The organism is Affinundibacterium baiyunense (assembly GCF_018139645.1).
Taxonomy (GTDB): Bacteria; Pseudomonadota; Gammaproteobacteria; order Burkholderiales; family Burkholderiaceae_D; genus Undibacterium; species Undibacterium baiyunense.
This window is the reverse complement of record NZ_JAGSPM010000009.1, coordinates 147,675-173,573: the sequence shown is the minus strand read 5'-3', so window position 1 is coordinate 173,573 and position 25,899 is coordinate 147,675. Positions and strand designations below refer to the sequence as shown.

General features: G+C 45.2%; 23 protein-coding genes. 5 read left to right on the top strand and 18 right to left on the bottom strand.

Features of this window, described 5'->3' with window-relative positions; genetic code table 11:
* Position 1: 1 nt before the first annotated feature.
* From KDM92_RS14885 to KDM92_RS14875, 3 genes are all read right to left on the bottom strand, one after another.
* A complete protein-coding gene (locus KDM92_RS14885; RefSeq protein WP_212685233.1) occupies positions 2 to 850 on the bottom strand; it encodes a peptidylprolyl isomerase in 849 nt (282 codons plus the stop codon).
* Positions 851 to 1,045: 195 nt separating this feature from the next.
* Entirely contained in the window at positions 1,046 to 2,671 is a 1,626-nt protein-coding gene (locus KDM92_RS18895) for a methyl-accepting chemotaxis protein (protein WP_212685232.1), read from the bottom strand.
* Positions 2,672 to 3,006: 335 nt separating this feature from the next.
* A complete protein-coding gene (locus KDM92_RS14875; RefSeq protein ID WP_212685231.1) occupies positions 3,007 to 4,284 on the bottom strand; it encodes an MFS transporter in 1,278 nt (425 codons plus the stop codon).
* A gap of 189 nt (positions 4,285 to 4,473) precedes the next feature.
* Here KDM92_RS14875 and KDM92_RS14870 point away from each other — a divergent pair, with 189 nt between their 5' ends.
* Positions 4,474 to 5,298, top strand: a complete 825-nt coding sequence (locus KDM92_RS14870) for an AraC family transcriptional regulator (RefSeq protein WP_212685230.1) — start codon at positions 4,474 to 4,476, stop codon at positions 5,296 to 5,298.
* 55 nt (positions 5,299 to 5,353) lie between these two features.
* On the opposite strand, the gene KDM92_RS14865 is transcribed toward KDM92_RS14870, so the two are convergent.
* From KDM92_RS14865 to KDM92_RS14850, 4 genes are all read right to left on the bottom strand, one after another.
* On the bottom strand, positions 5,354 to 8,923 hold the full coding sequence (locus tag KDM92_RS14865) for a PAS domain-containing hybrid sensor histidine kinase/response regulator (RefSeq protein ID WP_212685229.1): 3,570 nt from the start codon (positions 8,921 to 8,923) through the stop codon (positions 5,354 to 5,356).
* Positions 8,923 to 10,071 carry an FIST signal transduction protein gene (locus KDM92_RS14860; protein WP_212685228.1) on the bottom strand — a complete coding sequence of 383 codons (1,149 nt, stop codon included), beginning with the start codon at positions 10,069 to 10,071 and terminating at the stop codon, positions 8,923 to 8,925. The genes KDM92_RS14865 and KDM92_RS14860 overlap by 1 nt, the downstream gene beginning before the upstream one ends.
* 76 nt (positions 10,072 to 10,147) lie before the next feature.
* On the bottom strand, positions 10,148 to 11,218 hold the full coding sequence (locus KDM92_RS14855) for an HD domain-containing phosphohydrolase (protein WP_329603164.1): 1,071 nt from the start codon (positions 11,216 to 11,218) through the stop codon (positions 10,148 to 10,150).
* Positions 11,219 to 11,456: 238 nt separating this feature from the next.
* Complete coding sequence (locus tag KDM92_RS14850; RefSeq protein WP_212685227.1) at positions 11,457 to 11,792, bottom strand: hypothetical protein; 336 nt, start codon at positions 11,790 to 11,792, stop codon at positions 11,457 to 11,459.
* Positions 11,793 to 12,194: 402 nt separating this feature from the next.
* Between KDM92_RS14850 and KDM92_RS14845 the strand changes: the two genes are divergently transcribed.
* A complete protein-coding gene (locus KDM92_RS14845; RefSeq protein WP_212685226.1) occupies positions 12,195 to 12,698 on the top strand; it encodes a PilZ domain-containing protein in 504 nt (167 codons plus the stop codon).
* Positions 12,699 to 12,804: 106 nt separating this feature from the next.
* Here KDM92_RS14845 and KDM92_RS14840 read toward each other — a convergent pair whose 3' ends face one another.
* The 6 genes from KDM92_RS14840 to KDM92_RS14815 form a co-directional block, all read right to left on the bottom strand.
* On the bottom strand, positions 12,805 to 14,301 hold the full coding sequence (locus KDM92_RS14840; RefSeq protein ID WP_212685225.1) for a sulfite reductase subunit alpha: 1,497 nt from the start codon (positions 14,299 to 14,301) through the stop codon (positions 12,805 to 12,807).
* A gap of 66 nt (positions 14,302 to 14,367) precedes the next feature.
* The gene (locus tag KDM92_RS14835; protein ID WP_212685224.1) at positions 14,368 to 15,405 is read right to left on the bottom strand and encodes an FAD:protein FMN transferase; all 1,038 of its coding nucleotides are present in this window, start codon (positions 15,403 to 15,405) and stop codon (positions 14,368 to 14,370) included.
* A gap of 115 nt (positions 15,406 to 15,520) precedes the next feature.
* Entirely contained in the window at positions 15,521 to 16,354 is an 834-nt protein-coding gene (locus KDM92_RS14830; protein ID WP_212685223.1) for a DUF4198 domain-containing protein, read from the bottom strand.
* A 41-nt stretch (positions 16,355 to 16,395) separates the two neighbouring features.
* On the bottom strand, positions 16,396 to 16,908 hold the full coding sequence (locus KDM92_RS14825) for a DUF2271 domain-containing protein (RefSeq protein WP_189347021.1): 513 nt from the start codon (positions 16,906 to 16,908) through the stop codon (positions 16,396 to 16,398).
* Positions 16,909 to 17,245: 337 nt separating this feature from the next.
* Positions 17,246 to 17,881 carry a PepSY-associated TM helix domain-containing protein gene (locus KDM92_RS14820; RefSeq protein ID WP_189347022.1) on the bottom strand — a complete coding sequence of 212 codons (636 nt, stop codon included), beginning with the start codon at positions 17,879 to 17,881 and terminating at the stop codon, positions 17,246 to 17,248.
* Positions 17,882 to 18,214: 333 nt separating this feature from the next.
* The gene (locus KDM92_RS14815; protein WP_212685222.1) at positions 18,215 to 18,895 is read right to left on the bottom strand and encodes a Fe2+-dependent dioxygenase; all 681 of its coding nucleotides are present in this window, start codon (positions 18,893 to 18,895) and stop codon (positions 18,215 to 18,217) included.
* A 508-nt stretch (positions 18,896 to 19,403) separates the two neighbouring features.
* On the opposite strand from KDM92_RS14815, the gene KDM92_RS14810 reads away from it, so the two are divergent.
* The 3 genes from KDM92_RS14810 to KDM92_RS14800 all read left to right on the top strand — a co-directional run bounded on the left by KDM92_RS14810 (position 19,404) and on the right by KDM92_RS14800 (position 23,205).
* Positions 19,404 to 21,698, top strand: coding sequence for a catecholate siderophore receptor Fiu (locus tag KDM92_RS14810; RefSeq protein ID WP_212685221.1), 2,295 nt, complete (start codon positions 19,404 to 19,406; stop codon positions 21,696 to 21,698).
* A 242-nt stretch (positions 21,699 to 21,940) separates the two neighbouring features.
* The gene (locus KDM92_RS14805) at positions 21,941 to 22,399 is read left to right on the top strand and encodes a ferritin-like domain-containing protein (RefSeq protein ID WP_189347025.1); all 459 of its coding nucleotides are present in this window, start codon (positions 21,941 to 21,943) and stop codon (positions 22,397 to 22,399) included.
* Between the two features lie 200 nt (positions 22,400 to 22,599).
* Entirely contained in the window at positions 22,600 to 23,205 is a 606-nt protein-coding gene (locus KDM92_RS14800) for a type VI secretion system tube protein Hcp (RefSeq protein WP_212685220.1), read from the top strand.
* 65 nt (positions 23,206 to 23,270) lie between these two features.
* Here KDM92_RS14800 and KDM92_RS14795 read toward each other — a convergent pair whose 3' ends face one another.
* The 5 genes from KDM92_RS14795 to hemP all read right to left on the bottom strand — a co-directional run bounded on the left by KDM92_RS14795 (position 23,271) and on the right by hemP (position 25,884).
* Complete coding sequence (locus KDM92_RS14795) at positions 23,271 to 23,558, bottom strand: hypothetical protein (RefSeq protein ID WP_212685219.1); 288 nt, start codon at positions 23,556 to 23,558, stop codon at positions 23,271 to 23,273.
* Between the two features lie 113 nt (positions 23,559 to 23,671).
* Positions 23,672 to 24,937: a DUF2325 domain-containing protein gene (locus KDM92_RS14790; protein WP_212685218.1), complete on the bottom strand. Its 1,266-nt coding sequence runs from the start codon at positions 24,935 to 24,937 to the stop codon at positions 23,672 to 23,674.
* Positions 24,938 to 24,963: 26 nt separating this feature from the next.
* Positions 24,964 to 25,200, bottom strand: coding sequence for a hypothetical protein (locus tag KDM92_RS14785; protein WP_212685217.1), 237 nt, complete (start codon positions 25,198 to 25,200; stop codon positions 24,964 to 24,966).
* An 8-nt stretch (positions 25,201 to 25,208) separates the two neighbouring features.
* A complete protein-coding gene (locus KDM92_RS14780; RefSeq protein ID WP_212685216.1) occupies positions 25,209 to 25,475 on the bottom strand; it encodes a hypothetical protein in 267 nt (88 codons plus the stop codon).
* A gap of 223 nt (positions 25,476 to 25,698) precedes the next feature.
* Entirely contained in the window at positions 25,699 to 25,884 is a 186-nt protein-coding gene (hemP, locus tag KDM92_RS14775; protein ID WP_189347030.1) for a hemin uptake protein HemP, read from the bottom strand.
* Between the last annotated feature and the right edge of the window lie 15 nt (positions 25,885 to 25,899).

Genomic DNA, 25,899 nt, shown 5'->3' with positions numbered 1-25,899 from the left:
CCTATTCGACTTTGGCAGGGATATTGACATCGCAAATACTAAAATCAGCGCCGCGTTCTTGGCGCGTCTTTTCGATAATCCGCTTCATCACTGCCACACTAGCAATACTGACTTTAGGGCGTTCTGTAGCCGGGATATCTGCGAGTAGGCGTACCGATTTCATGATGTCTGGTCGTGCCGGAGGTTCGCCATGCGCGAGTTTGAGTAGCACGTCGTTCCCCACCACTACACGACCAAACACGGTGTAATCTCGATCTAAGCGACGTGTTGCATCCAGCATGAAATAGAGTTCACTGTTAGCGGAATCTCGCGCCTCATTACGTCCCATGCCTGCACTGCCCATGCAGTGAGCGCCCCAGGAGCGTAGCGGCATTTGATTGTTTTTGTTGGCTTCACTGAGAGCCAATGATTGAAACGGAACACTTCCTAAAAAGCCGGAAGCGGAATCGCTACTTTGGCTGGCGATATTCTCGATTGCACCGTAGCCAAGTCGGAACATCATTTCTGGCGGTAAGTTAGGGTAAGCGGTTCCACCACCGTCTTTATTATTGGGATTACCAGTTTGTGCGACAAATTTGGGAATCACACGATGGAATTGCAAACCATCATAGATTTTTTCACGAGTAAGTAATTTGATGCGCTCAACCGCTTTCGGAGCCATTTCTGGTCGCATTTCTATAATGATGCGGCCTTGGCTAGATTCAATTAATAAAGTATTCGCAGGATCGAGCACGCGCCAATCATCGTTTGCCAAACAATTCGCTGGATTCAAAAGTAGGCATGCGCTGAACAGGGCTGTGAAAGTGGGCAGTAAGTTTGATAAGCGCTGTGAGTGCAGTGGATTTTTCATGCAATTCCTTTCCCGGATGGATGACAAATAGTGATCACAGCCATTGTAGGCAAGTGATCAAACGAGGGCTAGTGATATTTCTAAGGTGTTTCTCGTTTTGTGGATACGCGTGTAATTGTTGTGCATAAAAAAATGGCTTGAATCTTTATCGAATCAAGCCATGATGTAGATGCTGACGATAGAAACGCTAGCGTACTAATGTAATTGTGGTGCGCGTTTTACTTTGTTGCCTTGGGCTGTCACCACAGGGTCACCACGCATTTTGAACATATGCACGACTTGGGTTAAGGCAGCGGCTTGTTCTTGCATTGCGGCTGCAGCGGCAGCAGCTTCTTCTACCAGTGCGGCATTTTGTTGGGTGGCATCATCCATCTCACGAATCGCCGCATTCACCTGCTCAATGCCGCTCGCTTGTTCGTCTGAGGCTTTTGTGATCTCTTCCATAATTTGGGTTACGTGATCAACACTCTCGACGATTTCTTTCATCGTTTCACCGGCTTGATCGACCAACTGTGTGCCCAACTTCACGCTATCAACCGAGTCGCCAATTAAGATCTTAATTTCTTTGGCGGCACTAGCTGAGCGTTGCGCTAAGCTGCGTACTTCGGAGGCGACCACTGCAAATCCGCGTCCTTGTTCGCCAGCACGTGCCGCTTCAACCGCTGCATTCAAAGCCAGAATATTGGTTTGGAAAGCGATGCCATCAATGACGGAAATGATGTCAACAATCTTTTGAGACGAGGTATTAATCACGCCCATGGTGCTAATTACTTCATTCACAACCGTACCGCCTTTGACCGCTACACTGGATGCTGCCGCAGCCATTTGATTTGCGTTACGTGCATGGGAAGAATTGAGTTTTACTGCGTCGGTTAATGCCATCATTGAAGCGGCAGTTTCTTCCAATGAACTTGATTGACTTTCTGTGCGCGCGGATAAATCCATATTGCCACTGGCGATTTCGGTCGACGATGTGGCAATCGAATCGGTACCTTTACGTACTTCTCGAATAATGTCACGCAGGCTGTTACGCATGGTGAAAATGGAATACAACAAGCTGGTCTGATTATTGGTATCCAAATCGATATGGACAGTTAAATCACCAGCAGCAATTGCACTGGTAATATCCACCGCATACTGCGGTTCGCAACCAAGTTGTTTGACCAAACCACGTGAAATGAAGAAGCCAAGTGAAAACAATAAGAATGACAGTACGCCCACGGTAATCAACATTTGGATCGCACTCTTATACAGCGCTGAATCAATGTCATCAATATACACACCGGTACTGATAATCCATGACCATTGCGCATTGAGTTTGAAGTAAGCTAATTTTTCTACTGGTGTGGTGCCATTTGGCTTGGGCCACATAAAGCCGAGATAGCCTTCGCCTTTGCTTTTAGCGATGTCACGCATTTCGACATATAGCACTTTTCCTTTGCTATCTTTTTTGTCTGACAGATCTTGCCCGATCAGATTCGGCAAAATCGGATGCATGATCATTCTTGGATGTGTATCGTTGATCCAAAGATAGCCGTTATCACCAAAACGCATATTTTTGACCGCATTTAAAGCAGCTTGCTTGGCATCTGCCTCGTTCATTTTGCCTTCGGTCACTTGCTTTTGATAATGCTCAACTAGGGTGTTTGCTAGCTCCACTGCATTTTTGACATTGCTTTGATGCATAGAGAAGAGCGTTTTTTTCTCATTTTGTAACACAAGCAAACTGAGCGCAAAAATACCGAGAATCGCACCGATAACCAGTGCCCCCAATCGTTTACTCACACTGATTTGATGAATTTGGCTGAAAAAGCCTGACATACTGTTCTCCTGATGTTCTCGTTATGATGGCGACCAAAACAAAACGCCTAACTCACACTGACCAATCGAGGTTGGCGTGGTGTCAAGCGAGGCGATACACTTTGTTTTCGTGATCTGATGTTGATATGGCAAACAAGCGCCCACGAGAGCGGGTGCGGCTTTGCTGCCGTGCTGCCCATATCATGCTGGCAAAATCCTACCACGCGTGAGCAGCTTTATAGAATACATTTCAGGTAGAACGCATCAGAACTATTGTTAGACAGCAACAAGCTTGTTGTTGAGGCGCAGGATAGTCATTTCGAAGTGTGTATTCTTAAATCTATGTTTGCTTTTCTTTAGGCGATTTGTTTTTTACTAAGACGGGTTTTGCTACCAACACCAACCGCGGTAAAGATCGCTAAAGCTTGAAATAAGGCGATACAAGCGAATACCCATTGTGGATGATGTGCATCCATAATCGCACCAAACAAGGCGGGAGAAAACGCCAAACCGATGTCGAGTCCGGAATACACCACGCCATATACGCGTCCCGTAGCATTTTTGGGAGAAGCGGCGCGAATCAGTAAATCACGTGATGGTCCTGCGATCCCAGCGCCCAGCCCAACCGCGCCCATCAATATCACGGCCATACCGGCCGATACCCAACCACTTGCGAGTAACAATGCGATAAAAGCAGAGAAAGAGAAGGCGACGGTAATTGTTTTATCGTGATCGGTGGTTTTCGCAGCAATAAAACCACCCCAAATCATGCCGACCGCGGATGTCAGCATGTAAGCGGTGTAGCCGGCGGTCGCCCATGCCAAAGACATGCCATAAATTTCTCGCAAAGCAGTAGGAGAAAAACTCTGTATGCCGCCAATCCCCATAGAAATCATAAAGAAGAATAAGAAGCACATCCAAACTGCTGGCAAGCTTAAGAAGTGAAATAGGCTTTGGTCTTCTTGTGCGATTTGGGTTTGCGGCTTAACTTGTGGTTTAGATTGTTTAGTTTCTTGACGGTTGCCGGTGAACAGAACATCGCGATAGACGAATAAAATTGCTAACACAATGATAGGTAGTATCGATGCCGCAAACAAGGCAATTCGCCAATTGCTTAGATTGGCGATTGTTACCAAAAACACCGGTGCCGCTGCCCAGCCAAGATTGCCACTAATTCCGTGTACCGAAAAAGCATGACTCAAGCGTTGGGTTGTTACACGTTTATTCAGGATGGTGTAGTCGGCGGGATGAAATACGCTATTGCCCAAGCCCGCGAGCATCGATCCCAGCATCAATACCAAGTAATTCGGTGCTAGTGCGAGCGCCAGAGCAGACAGTGCCAAGCAAGCGATACCAAAAAATAAGACAGCGCGAGCACCTATTTTGTCGACCACGAAACCTGCCAAGGCTTGTCCTATGCCAGAAACAACAAAGAAGGCACTCATTAATAATCCTAGTTCCGCATACGATAGTGCAAAAGCTTCTTTTAACCACGGAAACAAGGGCGCCAAAATCATGTGAAAGAAATGGGAAATGCCATGCGCCAACCCGACCAAACTGATGACGAGTGCATCTTGTTTAAAGCTATTCGGTGTAGGAAGCGGGTGATCGTGGGTGGAAGTAATGCTAGTCATAACGGCAACTCTCTATCGAACCTTATTAATCTGGTAGCAAATGGCAGATAAAGCACTACCAATGTTCCTACAGTGTAAGGAAAAAGTGGTCGTCTGTTTTAAGATAAACAGTCATAATTTATCGAATAATTGCCAAACTAAGTTTTGACATGTGATTCCATACGTCCCTTTCGTTTTGAAAGCTTGTTTATGTCTCAATCTCCATTGACACACACCGGTTCACCTCCCGTGAGCTTATCGCCCACCCCGTCGCGCCCAGTACGCGTGGTTGCGCGCAATTTGGACGCTGACGAATTATTGCGCGCGCATCAGCATGCCTGGGGTCAGGTAACTTATGCGCTGGATGGCGCGGTACAAGTGAATGCCAATCATCAAACATGGTTTGTGCCGCCACTGCGAGCGATTTGGATTCCCCCATTTATTCAACATGAAGTACGCACACTTGAACGTGCCCAGCTAAGAGCGATCTATGTTGATTGTTCGGTGGCACCGATCCGTGGTGATGATTGTGTGGTGTTAGAAGTCTCTGGTTTGATGCGGGAATTGGTACGTACTTTGACGGCGATTGAGTTAAGTCAGGATGCGAATGATGGTGCGCAAAAGCAGCTGCGTGAAAGCCATCTGGCAGCTTGTTTATTAGACGAATTAGCGAACGCAGCGCCACTGCCCTTGAATGTACCAATGCCGCGCGATTCTCGTTTGCGTAGTTTGTGTGAATTGCTGATCGCTAATCCTGCATCGAATCTCAGCTTGGCTGAATTATCAAAACAGGTTGGTGCTTCCGAAAGAACTTTGGCGCGTCTTTTTCAGAACGAGATGCAAATGAGTTTTGGTTTATGGCGCCAGCAAATGCGCTTGGCACGTGCGGCCCCTTTGATCGTCAGCGGCAAGCCACTATCGGTGGTGGCTGCAGACCTTGGATATGCAAGTCAATCGGCCTTTTCTGCCATGTTTAAAAAAACTTTTGGCGAGACACCATCCCAATTTTTCCGTGCCTCTACCCAAGAGTTTTAGTTGGATGTGGTCGAACAAAGACGATTCCGATAAATTCGCTTGCTTGCTCGCTTGGTCAATCCGAACTCCTATTTTTCTCTAGGTATTTTTTCAAAGCAGTTTTTAGTGGAGCGATAAATGTCAGCATCTCTGCGAACAAGCTTTCGATTTCGGATAAGTCTTGCGCTTTCGCTTTCAGTTCGATTGCTTTCGCAAGTTGTTCAATTGGCTTTGCATTGAAATTGCCAACTAAGCCTTTAAATGTGTGCGCACTTCTGTGCAGCAGTTCGGTGTCGCCGGACGTGATCGCCACACGTATTTCATCGACTTGCTTATCGCAACCTTCGATGAACATCGGCGTGATGATTTGCAAAATTTCTTCGTCTGCGTCAACTAGTGCAAGCTCGAAGTCGAACTGATGATTGAATAAGTCTTGGGTGGAACCTGTGGCTTTATTCTGAGCCACTGAAGCATGTTCTAGATTCGCATTGCTCAAGGAGCGACTTGCAGCGACCAGATTCAGCAAATCTTTTAAACTATCGGATTTAATCGGCTTAGAAAGATAGTAATCCATTCCCGCGTCGATGCAGCGTTCGCGATCACCAGGCATGGCATTGGCGGTCATTGCGATGATAGGGATGTGTTGATCGTTTTTCTCCAAGCTACGGATGAGTTGCGTTGCCTCGATGCCTCCCATTTCTGGCATTTGCATATCCATCAAAATCGCATCATACGAATTTTCTTGATATTTCTCTAGCGCGACGATGCCATTCTCAGCCACATCGGTGACGTGACCCCACTTGTGTAATAAATTGCAGGCGAGTTTTTGATTGATAGGATTATCCTCCGCCACCAAAATACGCAGCGGATATTCTTGTGTATGCGCATCTTCAGCGATAAGATTAATGTAATGAATCGCGCCAGTCGCCACACCTTGAAAGATGGCATCAATCGCGATTTGTAATTCTTGTTGGCTAATAGGTTTACGCACGTAGCCATCGATTCCAGCAGCTTTGCATTGTGCAGCATCGTCAGTTAGTGCTGCGGATGACAGCATTAACATTTTTGCGTTACCTAGCAAGTGTTTTGATTGAATCTGTCTGGCTAATTCAAAGCCATCCATTTCTGGCATACAAGCATCTAATAGAATCAAATTGAATTGACGCTGGGTTTGCGTGTGTTGTTGCATTAACTTGATTGCATCTGCGGCGCTGCTCGCTACTTCAACGTTCATTTGCCAGTTACGTAAAGTGTCGCCGATGTATTTTTGATTGATAGGATTATCATCAACCACGAGTGCGTTCAAGCCTTGTAAATGCATGGTTTGCAATGGGCTACTATTCGCTAAACTATAAGCAAAATCAGCAGAGAAATAGAAGCAGCTACCTTGTCCCTTGGTACTCTGGACTTCAAGCTTGCCATTCATTGCGCTGACTAATTTAGATGAGATTGATAAACCTAATCCAGTACCGCCATATTTACGTGTCGTGGATGCATCAGCTTGACTAAACGGTTGAAAAATATGTTCAAGTTTATCTTGCGCAATGCCAATACCTTGATCAGTTACTGAGAAATGCAAACGCGCGTGCTTGTCATGCAATTCGACTAAGTTGACGTCTATCGTAATGCTGCCATGATGACTAAATTTAATCGCATTGACGAGTAAATTACTGAGTACTTGGCGCAGCTTGCCTGGATCACCAATCAAAATTTCAGGTAGTTCTGGGTCGATTTGATAGACGAGTTCAATGTTTTTTTGCTCAGCACGTACCGCCGATGCTTTTAACATGGTGGCGATCAGTTCGCGGATCGGAAATTCTATGTGCTCCAATACGATTTTGCCGGATTCGATTTTTGAAAAATCTAAGATATCGTTAATGATCTCAAGTAAGGAGTGCGAAGAAACTTTGACCAGTTCAAGATATTCGCGCTGTTGTGGATTCAAATCAGTATCGAGCGCAAGTTCGGTCATCCCAATGATGCCATTCATCGGTGTGCGAATTTCGTGGCTCATGGTGGCGAGGAATTCGCTTTTCGCTTTGCTGGCGTCTTCCGCACCGACCTTGGCTTTAATCAAAGCGGCTTCAAATTCTTTTCTGCTGGTGATGTCGCGACATGATCCGTAGATGCTGCCGTCAGGCAGCAGAGCGACATTCATTTCAACTGGAACTTCGCTTCCATCTTTTTTTAGGAGTTTAATTTCTTGCCGCATCAAACGTTGCGCTGTCAGATTTTGTATAAACGTTTGTCGTGCCGCTTCACGGAAATAATCCGGCAACAAATTGTAAATATCCGAGCCGATTAATTCATCGCGCCTGAACTTGAGCATCGTTAATGCTAAATCATTGACGTAAATCCAGCGTTCACTTTTATCGGCAACAAATACCGCGTCGGCGGCATTGTCCAAAATCATACGCTGTTTGTGTTCGCTCTCGCGTAGTGCTGCTTCTGCGTTACGACGCGCGGTAATATCTTGAAATGCTGCTACTGAGCCAACAATTTTTCCTTCTTCCAAAATGGGAGACGCGACAATAGAAATTGGAAACAGCATGCCAGATCGATGTTGAAAATATTCTTGATCTGATCGATAGACCTGGCCTCGCGTGACAGCCCGACTAATCGGACAGTCTTGGTGCTCAATCGGATTGCCACTGATGTGTTGAGAATGAATAATATTGTGTAGATTCTTACCTTGTAATTCTGCAAGCGACCAGCCAAGAATTTTTTCTGCTTCTGGATTCACGAAATTGCAATTGCCATTCGCATCGAGTGTATAGACCCCCTCGCCGAGCGTATTCATCACATTTTGTAATAAACGTTTGCTTGATTCGATTTGGTCAGTTAACAATCGTTCTTGCGTGATATCGGTTCTGATCGAAATGAATTGATACGGTACTTTATCCGCATCTAAGAATGGCACGATGGTTGCGCTAGTCCAATAGTAACCACCATTTTTCGCACGATTGCGAATATCACCATGCCATACTTTTCCTTGGCTGATGGTTTGCCACATATCTGCAAAAAAGGCTTTGCTATGTAGTTGTGAATTGACGATGCGGTGATTCTGACCTAATAGCTCTTCGCGCGAATAATGGCTAATTTGACAGAACTTATCATTGGCATAAATCAGATCACCTTTTGCATCGGTGATGCTGACAATCGCATGTTGATCGAGGGCGAATTGTTGGTTTTCTATAGCGGCCAGTGCGGTTTGTAGTTCGCTTCGGGTTTGTAATATTTCTCCGACTAGACCCGCGAGTAAGGTACTTAAATTTTCTAAACTGTCTTCATCGGCTAAATGCTTACCCAGTTGCGCCAGCACTTCATTGGTGGTCTGACGTAAGGTTTGCATCACTTGTTGACGCAGTTCTGATTCCTGGCGCAGGTTTTGATTGGCTGTCATCAGTTCGTCTGAACTGAGCTCCAAGCTACGTTTTCCTAATGCCAAATCACGATCAGCTTGTTGGTAAGCTTCATCGACTTGCGCAAAATACTGGCGCATCCCTTTTAAGGCCGTAATCGCTTCTTGACTTAATCCAGTGGCACTGCTTACTTGCTCAAATTCGTTCAGAATAGCAGCAAGTTGTGTTTCATTCTGGATGCCAAGTAGTCTTTTGTATTGGCGTAAAGAGAGCTTGCTCGGCATTAAACACGCTCTGTCAAATAAGTGATTGTCATCGTTTGATTGTGCAGGCTACAGGCGGCTAATTGATAACTGGGGCAGATTTCACCATTTGAATAAAATCCGCATAGCACGGTGTTCTCACCCAAGATATCTTGCACCGCTTCGACCTCTTCATCGACGCGTCCACCCATAACGAGCTTACGCCCAACGCAACTCACTAATAATCCTAAGGCTGGGTCAGTATGTGCTTGAATTTTTTCTAGGGTGGCGTCCGCCGCCGTTTCTGCACCATCGACCAAGTCATTGGTGTGTGCATGCATGAGTCGTAGAAATCCTTCGGGATTAATCGCGCCGGCGAGTACCAAGCTTCCATTCGATTCATCTACGCCCAAAATGGTGCGAATCTGTCCCAGTGACTCACGTGCGTCGCTGAGCATTTCGAATGGAAATAGTAGGCCAGAACTAGGTAGGTCTTTTGCGTAATCGCCTAGATAGCGCTTGTACACGTTGAGTGCTGGTTCACCATCGAGTTCATACAGAATATTTCCTGTGCTGCGAGTGACTTTGCGAGTCGGACCAAATGCTTTCCAGCCACCATAGCTGCCATTTGAGAACAGTAAATTTTCACCAGAAAATCCAATTCCGACGATCTCGGATGTCGATACTCCATTATTGGATAAGGTGTAGGTTTTTACAAATGCGCCATCATCGGCGGCTAAACCTCCTGTGATCGGCAGGGAGTCGCCTAACTCACTGACGATACCTTCGATCATCGCGCTGCCGTTAATATTCACGCCTTGCCCGAGAACCAGTAATGCACGTAGTTCATCACTTCGTAATTGCGCCGCGAGGTTTTTACCTGCATCGAACGAATTGTCCATGCCAGCGATGCGCGCAGTTGCTACTTTTAATGTAGTTGAGTCAAAATGAACTGCGGTTACAACAGTCGTTTGTGATAGGACCGCAGTTGAGGTAATTTCTCCTGCGGTGCTACAGCCAACACGGTGCGCATTGGGAAAGTAGCTAGTCAGTGCTTGATTCAGTAAAGGCGAGGCAAAATGACCAGTATAACCAAACACAAGAATCAATTGCGGATCGATACTCTCTAGCTTATCTAATTGCGCTAAGTCAGCTTCTAAATCTTTCAAGACTACTTGCTTGATTTCCATTTATCATCTCCTACTGTTCGAGTATGGGTGAGGTGTCGCGCTGCTGATTTGCCTAGTAAAGATTGATCGCCCTAAATTAATAAGAGCCAAATACTTTGATATCGTCTTCATCTTCTTGATAACGATCTTTAATTGCTAACACTTCGGAGAAGTCTGCAAGGAAAGCTTCTACACACTGCGGGTCAAAATGCAAACCGCTACCTTCTTTCAGAAAATCGACGGCACGCTCAATTTCCCAAGCGCGCTTGTACGGACGTTCAGAGGTTAAGGCATCAAACACATCGGCCACCGCGACTATGCGCGCTGATAAGGGAATATCACTGCCGCTTAATCCTTGTGGATAGCCACTGCCATTAAATTTTTCGTGATGAGAGAGCGCGATTTCTGCGCCCATTTGCAAAGTTTCTGAGACGCTACCTGCCAAAATTTGATGACCGAGGCGCGCATGATTTTTCATGATGGCAAACTCTTCGTCGGTCAGTTTTCCAGGCTTGAGAAGAATGTGATCGGGAATGCCAACTTTGCCAATATCGTGCATAGGAGCAGCTTCTAAAATCATTTCCTGCACTGATTCTGGCAATTGAAGTCGTTTCGCAATCAGGCAGGAATAATTTGCCATGCGCACGATATGAGCGCCAGTCTCGGGGTCACGTGAATCAGCGGCTTTACATAAACGTAGTATCGTCTCTTGTTCGCGTGCGCGAATTTCTAAAGTCGCTTTCTGTACTTCGGTTGCTAACCAAGTTGCACGGTCTTCTAAGAAACGTTGATTACGTCTTAGTGCCAGCATATTTTTGGTGCGGGCGAGGAATTCGATTTTATCAACAGGCTTGATTAGGAAATCATTTGCACCAGCTTCCAAGGCTTCGTAGCGCAAGGCTACTTCATCGTTTGCGGTGATCATTAAGACGGGGATATCGGCACAGTGTTTGATGTTACGAAAGTGACGAATAAATTCTATACCATTCATATCAGGCATCATGTAGTCGACCAAGACTAAATCGGGAACCTGATCTTTGCACCATTCTAAGGCAGTTTCTGGTGCTAAAAATCCCATCGAAGAACAGTGCTCGATTTTTTCAAGCAAGCGGCAAAGCAGAGTCACATTTATCTGTGAATCGTCAATGACTAAGGTCTTCATTTCCATTGAACTGCTCCGGTAACAACGCATGGGTGTATTGGAGATCATGCATTCACAAAAATGACGAATGCTAATGAAAATGATAGCCCAAAAAATTCTTTACTGAGGGCAAGAAATAGAAAAATTAAGAATGTTTATCAAATTTGTCTCTTTCGACGACAAATGTAAAGCCAACGAAAATTGGTTTTTCGTCATTTTTGATTCACATTTCTTAGGCAAGTCCAGCGCGCACTTGCCTGAGTAACTATGATGTTGTTTGTTTTGCTTTTTGTTTATTACCTTTGTAACGCGCATGGAAGCTAATTGCGACACAAACGAAACCTAACATGAGTATGGTGCTGTTCGAGTTGCTGTGATCTTTCAATAAAATGACATTGCTCATGCCGACTAACATGATAAATATGGCCCAGAACAAGAAACTTAAGCGTCGCAAATCATAGTTGGAAGCAGGTTTCGCTTGCCACAATAAACTTAGGCTAACGACAGGGAGCAATATGATGACCGCACTGCCCAGTTGGCTAGCTAGTTGCTGATTTGCGATTAGGGCGCCAAATAGCGGAACGCATGCAAGTCCTGACATTAGTGACAGAATGAGAAATACCGTACTCAGGAAAAGTTTTTCGCGCATCATAATAAGTTAGAAATTCAGTCAATAGTTCAGTCGACCCAGCACTTGGGCAAGCGCAGCATCGTAGCAAAAAAAGCTCACTTACAGTAGTTTTATCGTAGGTATTTGCTAGCGGGTTTTGTGGCTTGTCGTTGGTTTCAATTCAATGCTGAAATGAGTATTGGTTTGCTACGAGCCATTTTGCGACTAATCAATTAAAAAAGCATAGTAATTTAAATCATAAAATTCATGCACTATGGAAACATCGTGATAGACTGAACCCCAAGAAAACTTGTGTTGTCTCAGAACTGTGTGCAAGCACGTATCTGAAATTGCACAGACTTGTTTTTAACTGGACTTGTATCAAACAGTACCATGACAAAAATTATCAGTGATCAAGCCAAAGAAGAACACCCCCTGGTTGCGCAGCTTCGGCAAGAAGCCGTGCTGCCAAAAGAGAATTCTTCTGTGCAATTCAAACCACAGACCGTCAATACTAAGTTATCGCGTATCGAAAGTCGCCTGCATAAACGCTATTTGGTGAAGTGGCGGATTGCGATTGTGTATGAAGGCGGCACCGGTAAAAAGACATTTCACGGTCGTGTAAATGAAATCTCATTAGGCGGCTTGAGCATACATTGCGACCACAATGTTTTTCATGATGGCAAGGTGATTTTGTTATTGGCATTGCCGCCATTAAATGCAGGTGCAAGGGAAAAGATCTTAGAAATTACATGCCGCATGAATTACACGATTCTGTCGCAAAAACTATTCCGCATCGGATTAGAATTTGTCGAGTTTCGACAAGGCGATCGAAAATTATTGGAAGAGCGTTTGGAGATCAGTAATGCTGGCGGTATTGCTTATTCTGAAGCTTGATCCCGCACATATCCGATCTCGTATTCACCAGCATTGTCGAATTTTAGAATATTCTTGTTGTCCACCAAGCGTCCAGTGCTCTGGAAACTTACTACTAACTAGAAATTCAATAAACATCGCGTCGATACAATCCATCTTCACGCATTTTTTCTATCACTGCATCACCGGCGATCTCGCGCAATACTGCATCAACAGCGCCCGCCATTCCTTCTAAACTTCCGCACACATAAATGGCGGCTCCAGCATTGATCCATTGGCTTAATTCTGTTGCTTGTTCGCGCAATTTATCTTGTACGTAAATGCGTTGTGTTTGATCGCGTGAAAATGCTAAATCGAGTTTGCTTAATACGCCACTGGTTTGCCATTGCTCTATATCTGCTTTACAGAAATAATCGTGGGCGCGTTGACGCTCACCGAAGAATAACCAATTTTGATGTTGTCCTTGTTGCGCGCGATGTTTTAGATGGGCGCGTAAGCCAGCGATGCCAGTGCCATTGCCAATTAAAATGAGTGGGTAACTTTGACGAGGAGGATGAAAACTTCGATTGCTACGTAATCGAAGCTGTATTTTGTCTCCCAGCTCCGCGTAATGACATAGCCAACCGGAACCCCAACCTAAGCTGCCGTCCGCTTGCTGCATTTGTCTCACAATCAATTCAACCGCACCATCTTCAGGAATGGAGGCGATCGAATATTCACGGTGTGGTAATACCGTTGCTATACCTGGTCTATGCGGCAAGATTTCAGCGATGTCACCCGCTTGCCAATGACTGGATGCGGGTGGCGTTAAGCGTATTTGGAAAACTGGATTTCCTTGACTGCCATGGTTCAATAAGTGACGTTCGCTAAGTGTCCAAGTTTCATATTCAGCAGGGTGCCAATCCGCAAGATCCGTATGACCGCTTAACACGCCGAGATGATGTTGCCAATGTCGCAGTGCGCCATCATCGCCATTATCGACTTCAACCGTGTCGAATAAAGTTTTTGCGCCTTGCTGATGTAGCCATTGATCGAGTTGGCGACCAAATGCACAAAAGGCTTGGTAATGACGATCACCGAGCGCAAGTACCGCGTAACGACACTGGGTGAGCGAGAGCGATTGCGTCATGATGGTGCGTGTGAATTTAGCAGCGCTGTCGGGCGCATCACCTTCGCCAGTCGTGCTGGCAATGAATAAAACTTGTTGCGCCTTCTGTAAAGTGGCGAGATCTAATTGGGCGATATCCAGCAAATGGGTTTGCATACCGCCTTGTTGTAAGCTAGCTTGGGTCTGTTGCGCAAGCTGTTCTGCATAGCCAGTCTGGCTGGCGTACACAATCAGGATATCTGTGGGCTTTAATAACTCCGGCTGCATCTGCGTAAGCTCATGAGTGTGCTTGCGTTGGTGTGCTCGCTGGTGACGCTCATCTATCCAGAAATAAAACAGTACATAGCTGAAGACGATGCTGAGGCTGGTCGTGATGCGGTGCTGCTGTGTGCTGAGATATTGTTCCAAGGAGACGAATAAACATAGCACGCAACAGCAGAGTGCAATGATTAATCCAATGCCGAGTATCTTCTCGCTGTTATTGTTGATCAATACGGATTTTTGTGGAGACGACATGTTCGTGGTTCTAAATAACTCAGTAAGAATTTTAAAATTAATCTTGCGACATTTTTGTATGTCGGGCTAGTCATCCGCCATCATGGCTAAGTAGCTTGGACTTAAATATTCACGCAAATGATCACCGTCACGTACCAATATGCGGGCGGCAACGTGTAATTGCGTCGCATACGCCATACCAAGTTCGACTCCCAACACAGTAATCGCCGTCGCTAAGGCATCAGCGATCATACATTCTGGATGTAATACCGTCACCGCCGCAACGCCATGTTGGACGGGGTAACCAGTACGCGGATCGATGGTGTGCGAATAGCGTTGCCCCTCATGCATAAAGAAACGGCGATAATCGCCAGAGGTAGCAATCGCCAAGCCGTGTAAGGCGGCGATATAGTCGCAATCCAAATCGAAGGATGCATCAGCTTGTTCTAATTGCACCCACCATGGTTGACCGTCTGATTTGCAGCCCCAACCACGTAGTTCACCACCGACTTCAACCAGATAACTGCGAATTCCTTTTGTTTCTAAATAGCGCGCTACTTGGTCAACTCCAAATCCCTTTGCTGTTGAGCATAGGTCGATTTCTACGCCACCAGTTTGCAAGACGCTGTGATTGCCTGGATTGAGTTTGAGTTGTTGCCAATTCGAAGTTTGTATTACTTGTTCGATTTTTTCTTTGGCTGGTACATTCGTGGTTTTCCCTAGCGGCCCAAAACCCCACAAGTTGGCGAGATGGCCAATACAGGGATCGTATGCACCTTGTGTTTGTTCCGCGACAAACAAGCTGTGCTGTAAGACTTTAAAAAATGCCTCGGGAATCACATGCCAAGTATTTGCTGGCGCGCGATTGAAACGACTAAGATCGGAATCCTGTTCCCAAGGACTCATCTGCGCGACCACTTGGTCGAGTTGTGTTTGTATGCCGCTTTGTAAGTCCTCAGCACCGATGGAGGAATCGACATAGCATTGCACTTGCCATGTCGTGCCCATGGTAAAGCCATGTAAAACGTATAGACGCGCGCGCTCGTTCGGCAAATTGGGTTGCTGCATCGTGACAGGAATTAACACCTGACGCTGCCTAGTTTGTGATGAATGGAGTGCTTGCATGTGGACGGGCTGTGGAGCAATGAGCGTGCAGAGTTCAGAACAAAGACGAGTGGAAGGGCGTGTCAGTTTCTTTGGGGGAGAAGCACTGACACGCTGCTCTTGGGAGAGTTTGAAATTAGTCTGGCATCACTTCTAAGGTCGCGACATAACTAGCGCGACGTTCTTTCACGCCAGGGATAGTCGATTTATTGTCGCTGAAAGTCGCTTGCATCCAATACAAACCTGCACCTTGCCACTTGATGCTGACTTTGCCTTCGCTATCTGCGGTCAATAATTGTTCATCCAGTTTTTGACGATAGCGAATGCCACCTGCAATCACAGTGACTTTGACGCCTGCAGCAGGTTTGCCATCGATTAGGAATTGAAATTGTGCTTGATCGCTATTGACCAAATCATTCGGATGCGTGATGGGATTTAATTCTAAACCTTTGCCGCTTGGTTTTAAGGCGACATCACTTGGCTTGCCATTGGTGACGAAGGTTTCGACACGGCCTTGATTATGGCTCACTTGTAAATCTTGTGCGTTTGCAGGCACTTCTTTGGCGAAGGCTTCGGCTGTTCCGCGCCAACGTTTTGGTGCGCCGTTTTCTTTGTAGCTCGCATTGATACCGTCATTGACGACACTGATTTTGTAAGTGCCTTGCATTTCAGCGCGAATGTCAAAATTGCTGCGCAATTTGCCGCTACTTTGATTCTCCGCTTTGATGTTGGAACCATCGGCTGCGGTGATGACCAAATTATTGAGATTCATCGCCACGTGATCAAAGAAAAATACATCGGTCGCTGCCGCTGCATCAAAGCTAACCCATGGTGCTTTGCCGTTAACCACGGTTGAGGTGGGTACGATAAATTGGCGATGTGCGAGCGCATCTAAAGGTGCCAATAAGGGCATGCAAGTAGCTAATGCCAAGCACAGACTTTGGCGAGTTTTGTTAGAGAAGAGTTTCATGGAAAATTCCTTGAATAAAATGAGTTCAGAGATGAAGACGATTATGGTTTAACTTGTACCGAAATCTTGCCTAGTTCGTGACTACCTTGAGCGGATGCTAATTTATTGTCTTTGCCGCCCCAAGTGAATGGAACTTTGACTACTTCACGACCACCACCTTCGCGTGCTGCTTCTACTAATAAGTTGTAATCACCTGCTGGTAATTTTGCCAAAGCTGTTTTGTCGCTGGCGAAACTGAGTGTATGTTCGCCAACGATACGCGTGGCGCTACTGACGCCATCCATCGGCATTGATACATCACGACCGCTACGACGCCACCATTGACGCATATCCTTTAACCACTTCGCGCCTTCGTTATCGCGTTTTTTGAGGTCGTACCACACGGATAAATTTGCGGCAAAGCTTTGGTCTGGACGTTCAACCCAGATCGCCACATAAGGACGGTGGTATTCCGCGACATTGAGTTTAGGAACTTCAACTTTGACGACCAATTCCGCCGCCATCGCAGAACTACCCAATAAAGTGCCGATTGCGAAGGGAAGTATTTTTTGCATAAATTTACCTCGATAAAAGTAAGACTGATTATTTAAATTTTTTTAAATCATGCTGGATGACTGGCAATCAAATGCATACTGATTGCGTTTTTTTCCATGTGCTGTGATGTCTTTTCGTCGATAAAAACAAGAGGGTTTCATCTGAAAAAACATGCAAGCTATTCAAACATTCGGCTGGCTTGATGATGAATCATCGGCTGGCGATTACAAACGAATTTATTAACTAACTAACTAATTAACTAAGCTACTAATTAAATTGTGAACCAAATTACAAAGTCAAATACCGATATAAATAGTTAGGTGTTCAAGTACAAGCGATTTCTTGTAGCAATCGCACTCAATGTATAAACATAATGCTGAGTATCATTGGGATCACCAAACCCGCGGCAACTAAAGGCCAAGTGAGACGGCGATTACTCGCGTGCATCTTCAATAAAAATAATCCGGTGATACAAAAAATCAAACAAGCGAAAGCGAATATATCGATAAACCAAGACCATGCTTTGCCAGTATTACGGCCTTTGTGTAAATCGTTTAAATAAGCGATCACACCACGTTCGGTTTTTTCATATTCTAGTGCGCCATCTTCTAAATTAATTCTCAACCAAGCGTCGCCACCAGGACGCGGTAAGGCAACATAAATTTCTTCCGGTGACCATTCTGCACTTTTGCTTGCAGCGTCAATATGATGTTGCGTCTCTAACCATTGCACGACACTGGTTGGCAATTGCGTGTCTGCATTTTTTTGGCTGCGCTGCGTCACTTCAGCGTTTAATTGTTGCAATAACGAGGGGGGGACTTGTCCCGTCTTTTGGCTAGTTTTAGGACTAGCCTCAATATCGCCAGCATGATTCAAGGTGAAACCAGTGACCGCAAATAGCATCATCGCGATTAAACAAATCGCTGAGCTAATCCAATGCCAGTTATGTAAATGACGCAGCCAAAAAGCGCGTTGTTGTTGAGGAGTCGACACGTTATAAATTTAAAAAAAATCGTCTAGTTACTAATTTCATTGAACTTCAACAAAGTTGATATTGGCTTAGTTGCTATCACGTCACTACATTTTTGTACGGTGATGGCTATACGACTTCGCCAATTGATGCTTTGTTGAAAATTTTATCTACCTGATGTTTTAGCTGATACAAGCGAGTGACTAAGCAAATGACTCGCCAAAGTTCATTATTTTAATTGAGAATCATTCTCAATTGGAGAAAAATATATGACTGATTTGTATCGCATTGTTACGAGGTTGGGGTGGTGTCAAAAAATGCCAGCAAATGCCGATAAATTCTGCTCGATCACCGCATTAAGTTTCAGCCCACATACGAATCAAATTATGATACTGCGCAGTGAGCCCTAAGACTTCTGCACTATCACCAATTTGGCTACGCAAACTTTGTATATATTGATCCATCTCAAACAACATGTTGCGACGCGCATCGTCACGGATCATGCTTTGTGTCCAGAAGAAGGAACAAACTCTTACCCCGCGCGTGACCGGCTTCACTTGATGCAAACTGGTGGATGGATACAAAATCAAATCGCCGGCAGGTAATTTGACTTCATGCGCGCCGTAAGTGTCGATCACTTCTAACTCGCCGCCTTCATATTCATCTGGATCGCACAAAAACAAAGTGGAAGACACATCGGTACGTAAAGTGTAATCGGCATTTGGTACCTGACGAATTGAGCCATCGACATGTAAGCCGTAATGTTCGCCACCAGCGTAGGCGTTAAATAAAGGTGGCACGACACGGAGCGGTAGGGCGGCTGAGTAAAATGTTGGGTTTCTCTTCAATGCGGCTAACACCATTTGTCCCAACTCTAGCGACACTTCCGCGTGTTCTGGTAATTGGCGATTTTGCTTGACCAATGCACCTTGCGCACCGACGGTTTGTTTGCCATCGACCCAATTCGTTTCTTGTAAGCGTTGGCGCAAGTAGTTCACTTCTTCTAAAGTGAGTACGCCTGGAATGTGCAACATCATGATGATAGATCCATAGAGTTTGTGTGATTTGTTGCCTGTACTTTTGCTGCGCCTATTACTTTTAATTGCTGTTGGTAGGTTTGCCGAAATTGTTGAAGTTCGGCTTAAACCGTGCTTCAACTGATTTTCTAAAACTGGCTTGTTTCAATAAATTTGTTTCGGCAAGTGCGCTTCAGTAATTGCTCATCAGTAGTTGCTCAATAAGCTCGTGCATACAAAATGTCTGGCATTGCTAGGCATTCTAAACAAACTCTTCACCCAAGTAAATAGGAATCATTCTCATTTACTTGTTGCAAATCAAAATGAGAACGATTATCATTCACTTTATTGTTTTAGCCAGCCACCGAAACCGTCGACTCCAAGCGGTATTCATTAGCCAGCCTTCTCCCATTATTTAGATCGAAATAGACGTCAACAGTGCTTAAGTGCAGATATCTCTGTATTTAAGGTTGGCACTTATTTTTCTAATTTCCTTTTTGTTATTAACATTCCTAACCGGAGAATTCTTGTGGCATATATTCGTAGTCGTCAACATCCAAGCAGTACCGTTCCGTTCAAACATACTTTGATCGCTATTGCGGTATTGGCAGCACCTTTATCAGTACAAGCGCAAACTCAAGCCGAGCCGCAAAAAAGTTCGCAAGAGCAAAGTAAAAAGGAAAATGCATTGCCAGAAATTAAAGTGCAAGGCACGCAGGATATTCCTTTTAAAGCAGATGTATCGAGTTCTAGTAAATTGGTGAAGCCATTGTTAGAAACGCCGCAGATGGTTTCCGTAATTAAGAAAGAACTCCTGCAAGAACAAGGTGCTTACAACTTAATGGATGCACTGCGTAATACGCCGGGCATCACGATGCAACTAGGTGAAAACGGCAATACCGCAGCGGGTGATACATTTCAAATGCGCGGCTTCGCAACGCAATCTTCTGTATTCGTGGATGGTGTACGTGATCTAGGTGCGATCACGCGTGACACGTTTAATGTTGAGCAAGTTGAAGTTGTTAAAGGTCCTGCTGGCGCAGACGTGGGTCGTGGTGCTGCTTCTGGTTATATCAATTTAGCCTCTAAAGCGGCGATGTTAGATGATGTCACGAGTGGCACGGCAAGCATCAATAACGGCAATAACAAACGCGTGACAGCTGACATTAATCGTAAGCTTGGTGACACGACCGCCTTGCGCTTAAATGTGTTCAAACAAGATGGCGGCGTTGCAGGACGTGATCAAGTTGAGAGCAATGGTTACGGCATCGCACCATCAATCGCGGTTGGGCTCGGGCAAAAATCGCGTGCGTATTTTTATTCACAACATATTCGTCAAAACAATGTGCCTGATGGTGGTATCCCCACCGTTGGCCTCAAGGGCTTCTACAATGCAAATACGCTTTTGCTGAATGCGCCAAAAGTCGATAGCGAGAATTTCTACGGTAGTGTCAACGACTTCGAAAAAGTAGAAGCGGATATGGCAACAGCTAAGTTTGAATTCGATTTAAATGACACGACGGTATTGCGCAATATTACGCGCTACGGTCAATCGTCAATGAAACGCGTAGTGACAGGCATCAATGGTATCACCGCGACAGGGGCACAAGACACATGGACGGTGGCGCGCTCACGTCAAGGTTTAGATCAAAGCAATGAAATCATCGCCAATCAAACCAGTATCAACAGTAGTTTTGATACCGCTGGATTGAAGCATAGTTTGTCCGCAGGTGTTGAGCTTTTAATGGAAAAACAAAACACCAACACCATGGCGGTTCCAACTGGAACGGTGATTCCTGGAGCGAATCTGTATAAACCAGATGCCAATGTAAGTTTGCCTATGCCAATTAAAAATGGCGCCACCGCAGAAGGCCAAACCAAGACCGTAGCTCTCTATTTGTTTGATGCGATTGACTTAAACGATGAATGGCAACTCAATACAGGTTTGCGCTATGAGCGTTACAACACAGAATCGCGTACGGTAAGTTTGTCGACAGCCGCAGCGAATCCGACATTGCCAGTTGGTACTTTGATCCCTGCAAAAGTAACGAAGAGCGATGATCTCTTAAGCTGGAAACTCGGCTCAGTTTACAAGGTCGCGAAAAATGGTCGTTTGTACGGCGTGTATGCGACATCCTTAACACCTCCAGGTAGTGCTAATTTCTCATTGAGCAGTGCCGCAAATAACATTAATGGCCCACAGGCTGAGCCACAAAAAACTACCAATCTCGAACTAGGTACTAAATGGGACTTACTCGATAAATCTTTATCATTGACGGCAGCGTTTTATCGTACGGACAGCACTAACGAAATCGTGCAAGTCGACAGTGTCACCAATGCCTTCGCGCAATTTGGTAAGCGCCGCGTCGAAGGTTTTGAAATTGGCGTAGTTGGACAAATCAATCCAGATTGGCAAGTTACGGCTGGTGCCGCGACGATGAAGACCAAAGTGTTACAAGGCTCAACCGGCAATAATGCCGCCGGTGCCGCAACGCGTTGGTCGCCAGATTTAACAGCGACTTTGTGGAGTAGCTATAAAGTGACACCAAACTTTACGATTGGTGGTGGCTTACGTTATACCTCTGAACAAAAACGTGTGATTGATCCAAGTGCGAATTTGGCGGTACAAAATATGCCGAATATTGCGTCGAATTGGGTTGCTGACGCAGTTGCTTCGTATCAGGTGAATCGTAATTTGTCTCTGCAATTTAACGTAGCAAACTTAACTGATAAAGCTTATGTGAATACCTTGAACAACAGTGGCGCACGCTATACCGTAGGTGCTCCGCGCACATTCAATCTAAGTGCGAATGTTTTGTTCTAATCGCCATAGCATGAGTCGCAAGCAAAGTCAGCCTAATTAGACTTTCGGCAAGCGTTCGTAAAGTGATAAGAAAGCGCATCATCATTCTGGTGATGCGCTTTTTGTTTGTCTAATCTAACTTATTTGGCTTGGATGTCGAGGATAGTTGATCATATTTGTCATTAGTTGTGTATAGTTGTTGAGTCGCGGTTTATCCGCAGATATCGTGATGAATGACGAGGTTTTAGAAAAGGAGAAACAACATGGATGCGATGAAAAAACAAGCAGCAATCGATGCACTCAATCACATCATGGAATTAGAGCTGGCTGGCGTAGTGCGCTATACGCATTATTCATTAATGGTGTACGGCTACAATCGAATTCCTATCGTCTCATGGTTGAAAGGGAATGCTGATGAAAGTTTGGCGCATGCACACAAAGCGGGTGAACTGGTCACCTTACTTGGTGGGCATCCCTCACTAAAGATTGGCGCTTTATTAGAAACTGAACAGCATGATATTGGTGATATTTTGCGTGAGAGCCTCGATCTAGAAACGACGGCATTATCTGCTTACTACGCCTTGTTAAAAATTGTCGAAGGCAATTCAGTGTTACTAGAAGAATATGCGCGTGAAATGATCGTGGCAGAAGAATTGCACTTGGACGAAGTCAATAAAATGTTGCGTCGCCCTGGCGCAATTGAGGTATTTGCGGCGAACTAATCGCGTTGCAACAAGTCGGGCTGCTTAGCCCGACTTTTGTTTTTCGCTTTGCTATTTCTTAGCTCAGCGTATTCATACTAAGGTCCCCCGCATTACCGATTCTGAGTCAACCATGATTACAGATACAGTACAAACCATACGTACAAACCATTCGTGCAAAACATAAGTGCCAGCAATATGAACAGTATTAGGAGAATTCAATGGATTTAATTTTACTGCAACCGGGTGAGCAAGAATTGTTCGGTGGCTTCAATAGCACTACTTACGGTAAGGACTTGATTGATGGTGGCCCATGGACTGTCGATGATAGTAATGTGGTGTCGAAAGTGAACTCAACTACAGGTAGTCGCAATGGGCAATGTATTGAGCTAGTCTCATTGCATCAAGGAATGAAACAGCAGCTGGTATCCGATTTCAACAATGCTGCGCGTACTTCGGGTCGTCCGATGGTCACTGAATTTACTGCAGTGAAGTACGTTGATCAAACCTCGGTGAAATTGTATGAATATTGTCTGCGGGCTCAACCTATAGGAGTGGGGCGAGATAAGCCAAGTAAGATTTTTATCTTCCGTAAATCGAATGAAAAGTTTGAACTGCTGATGCAATTTCAATTACGTGATGCCATTATAAGCGAGATACAGCTTGAATCCCATTCTGGTGATATGCCGACTGAAAAATTTATGCTAAGTTTTACTGAGATTCTATGGACTTATTCGGTGCGAGACGCGAACACAGGACCTGCGGGTCATTTTTCTTCAGGCTGGAGTATTCTACGCAATCAGCCGATTGCACAGTTCACAAACTGATGGTTCGAGTACATAGTCGTAAGCTGGCGGAGGCCTGCGCCGTTTTTTAATCTACATTGAATCTCTCATCCAAGCTTTGACGCCAGTAGACGTCTTTTGGAAATCGATGCGAGTAGAAATATCACACACAAACACATCGCGCTTACCAGTGCATACATCACACTCGCTTTTAGCAGCCCTAAATAAGTATGGGCGGTAAAGAAGCCGTTCAGGTGAATAAATCCGCCACACAGTAGCCAAGGGATAGCAGGTAGGGGGCGATGCAGTAATGTTTGACGTGGATGACAAAGATAGCTCAAACCATTTGCGATGATGGCGCAGAGGAGAAAAATGCTGGTTGCGAGTAAACTCATTTCTAATCCTTTAAGCTCAAAAAATCATATTGGGTGGCGTGTTGAATCGTTGAATTGTTGAATTGTTGAATTGTTGAATTGTTGAATTGTTGAATTGTTGATTACTAATTGCGCTAGGACGATGGCGTTGTTTGCGATCGATCTGATGCGATGCTCAACTCTTCGGTCGCTTGTTCTAGACCACGCGCTAGCGAAGAAACGCTAGGGTTCTCGACAAACACGCAGCGCTTGCCCGTACGCTTGCAAAATTCTTTGACGCGCCAATATGCATTGTGGCTAATGCAACCAGTTTGACAGATCACCAAATCAGCTGCGGCTAAGCTGCTATCGAGTAGACTTTGGCTATCTTCCATGCCGCCATCGTGGTGAGCAAAATGTCCGCCCACACGTTCGATTAAATCTCGATAGCTGGCGACATTGCCACTACGCCCTCCAACGCATAAGACATTTTTTTGCTGTAAATGCACGGTGATTGGAATAGTCCGACGCGATTTGATATCCTTGGACTGCGATTGATTAACGATCAGGTTTTCATGCTCGTACTCATTTTGCATGCGCCTTTGGTCATTGAAATGTTGACGTTGTTTTAGCTCTCGTATCTGCTGTTCTAGTTCTTGATGACGAGCACTCATCTCGTTTATTTTTTGTCGTAGACGTTGTTTGTCATTGAGTTCTGGTATGGAATTTTTGAGCGCTTGCAAATCACTATTGAGATAAGCGATCGCGCTCTCTTTACCAATATTTTCTGCGCGTAAATGGACGATGGTTTGTTGCAGTTGCTCAATCTCTTTCGCTTTCTCTTGTATGTGCCGCGTATGTCGTTCTTGTTGCCTCGCCATTTCACGACTGAGAATCGCATTTTCTTCAAGCAAAGAATTGAAGCGCACGATATCAGCGCGAACCGTGGCACCTGCTTGATGCTGTAGCATGTGCATGTCACGACACATGCCTTCTTCGATATGCGCATCGCACAAAGGATGAGTTAAGCCTGCCCAGAACGCTCCTGCTACATCGCCTTGATAAATTGCATCGACCCATAAGCGCACTAGAGCTTCTTGTGTTTTGGCAGCGCGGTAACGTTTAATCGTCAATGCGTAACGTTGATCCAAATCTTCTTGTAATACTTCAGAAATTCGATTGCGATGACTGCATTCAGCAACAGCGCCGACATGGATTTCGTAGTCATCGGCTTGCGTATTACCACCCAAGGCTTTATTCATCAGACGACGCAAGACTGCAAGTGGAATGCACACGCCTACGACCGGACAATGTGTATCGCGTGACAAATCCCACAAGCGTTTGCGCCGCGATCCTTGCATATTGGATTTGCTTGAATCTGCAGCGTGATGCGTGGCGGATGGCGTGTGTTTTTCGCACATGATCAAACTCCTAATATGAATCGTATTTAATGAAAGATATGTGGTGTTTCGTGATTTTTTTGTTCATGCGTAAATCGCTGTGCTTGTTCTATCGTGGTTTGCGCCTGTGCTACCATTTTTGATAATTCGGCAAAAGCGTTGAGATCTAACCGCAAAGAAACCGATTGCAAGCTGAGGTGAACTACACCGCATTCTGGACAAATCATAATTTCTCCAATTTTGCTGTTCGCGATACTCAAGTGTTTGCAGGCATTATTTTTCATGGCGGATCTCACAGATGGTGAATGGCAAATGGATGTGCGTGTTCGTATCCAGTAGTACGGTGGATAGCTAGCTTGTTCAGGTTGAATAAGTGAATCAGACAGCGCGTATGAAGTTGGATTAATCTACGTGGCTGCTTTGTGTCGAAATGCGTTGCGCACGCGCTTAGCCACGCACAGCTTGCGGGTCTAGCAAATGCATTTAAAACTGGCTTAATGCTGACGAGTGAGGATTGTTCATCCAACAGCACACCGACTATGCTTGCTATGCAATGCATGATGTCTCCACATAAGTGGCACTGGCTGGCGATGACTGGCTGGTGCTTAAAAATTCAAGACGAAGGACAGAGGTTTTATGCTCTAGTTACAACATAATAGGCCGCAGTAACGATGACCTGATGTTTTCACACGCAAGAACTTGCTAACGTAGTGCGTAAGTACGGTGTTTGCTATTGCTGTGTAAGGATTTTCTACTACATTCTTTCTGATTGCGTGTTCTGGCTATTTGGTCAAAATGAGTTTTCCCATTGCAGTACAGCGCAATCGATATACCATGCCTTGATGTTCGATCTCGATTTCTTGATGGCCTTGCAAAATGTCTTGGCTAGCTAGGCGTAAAGGTGGAACAGTATTAGAAACGGGTTTTAGCAAGGCTGGACTGGGCTGGCTGAGTTCTTGGGGATTCATAAAATTGCAGACCTA

What these genes read in the sequence shown, in the direction of transcription:
- KDM92_RS14885 (WP_212685233.1), bottom strand. Translation starts at nt 850, where the DNA reads ATGAAAAATCCACTGCACTCACAGCGCTTATCAAACTTACTGCCCACT.
- KDM92_RS18895 (WP_212685232.1), bottom strand. Translation starts at nt 2,671, where the DNA reads ATGTCAGGCTTTTTCAGCCAAATTCATCAAATCAGTGTGAGTAAACGA.
- KDM92_RS14875 (WP_212685231.1), bottom strand. Translation starts at nt 4,284, where the DNA reads ATGACTAGCATTACTTCCACCCACGATCACCCGCTTCCTACACCGAAT.
- KDM92_RS14870 (WP_212685230.1), top strand. Translation starts at nt 4,474, where the DNA reads ATGTCTCAATCTCCATTGACACACACCGGTTCACCTCCCGTGAGCTTA.
- KDM92_RS14865 (WP_212685229.1), bottom strand. Translation starts at nt 8,923, where the DNA reads ATGCCGAGCAAGCTCTCTTTACGCCAATACAAAAGACTACTTGGCATC.
- KDM92_RS14860 (WP_212685228.1), bottom strand. Translation starts at nt 10,071, where the DNA reads ATGGAAATCAAGCAAGTAGTCTTGAAAGATTTAGAAGCTGACTTAGCG.
- KDM92_RS14855 (WP_329603164.1), bottom strand. Translation starts at nt 11,218, where the DNA reads ATGGAAATGAAGACCTTAGTCATTGACGATTCACAGATAAATGTGACT.
- KDM92_RS14850 (WP_212685227.1), bottom strand. Translation starts at nt 11,792, where the DNA reads ATGTCAGGACTTGCATGCGTTCCGCTATTTGGCGCCCTAATCGCAAAT.
- KDM92_RS14845 (WP_212685226.1), top strand. Translation starts at nt 12,195, where the DNA reads ATGACAAAAATTATCAGTGATCAAGCCAAAGAAGAACACCCCCTGGTT.
- KDM92_RS14840 (WP_212685225.1), bottom strand. Translation starts at nt 14,301, where the DNA reads ATGTCGTCTCCACAAAAATCCGTATTGATCAACAATAACAGCGAGAAG.
- KDM92_RS14835 (WP_212685224.1), bottom strand. Translation starts at nt 15,405, where the DNA reads ATGCAAGCACTCCATTCATCACAAACTAGGCAGCGTCAGGTGTTAATT.
- KDM92_RS14830 (WP_212685223.1), bottom strand. Translation starts at nt 16,354, where the DNA reads ATGAAACTCTTCTCTAACAAAACTCGCCAAAGTCTGTGCTTGGCATTA.
- KDM92_RS14825 (WP_189347021.1), bottom strand. Translation starts at nt 16,908, where the DNA reads ATGCAAAAAATACTTCCCTTCGCAATCGGCACTTTATTGGGTAGTTCT.
- KDM92_RS14815 (WP_212685222.1), bottom strand. Translation starts at nt 18,895, where the DNA reads ATGATGTTGCACATTCCAGGCGTACTCACTTTAGAAGAAGTGAACTAC.
- KDM92_RS14805 (WP_189347025.1), top strand. Translation starts at nt 21,941, where the DNA reads ATGGATGCGATGAAAAAACAAGCAGCAATCGATGCACTCAATCACATC.
- KDM92_RS14800 (WP_212685220.1), top strand. Translation starts at nt 22,600, where the DNA reads ATGGATTTAATTTTACTGCAACCGGGTGAGCAAGAATTGTTCGGTGGC.
- KDM92_RS14795 (WP_212685219.1), bottom strand. Translation starts at nt 23,558, where the DNA reads ATGAGTTTACTCGCAACCAGCATTTTTCTCCTCTGCGCCATCATCGCA.
- KDM92_RS14790 (WP_212685218.1), bottom strand. Translation starts at nt 24,937, where the DNA reads ATGTGCGAAAAACACACGCCATCCGCCACGCATCACGCTGCAGATTCA.
- KDM92_RS14785 (WP_212685217.1), bottom strand. Translation starts at nt 25,200, where the DNA reads ATGAAAAATAATGCCTGCAAACACTTGAGTATCGCGAACAGCAAAATT.
- KDM92_RS14780 (WP_212685216.1), bottom strand. Translation starts at nt 25,475, where the DNA reads ATGCATTGCATAGCAAGCATAGTCGGTGTGCTGTTGGATGAACAATCC.
- hemP (WP_189347030.1), bottom strand. Translation starts at nt 25,884, where the DNA reads ATGAATCCCCAAGAACTCAGCCAGCCCAGTCCAGCCTTGCTAAAACCC.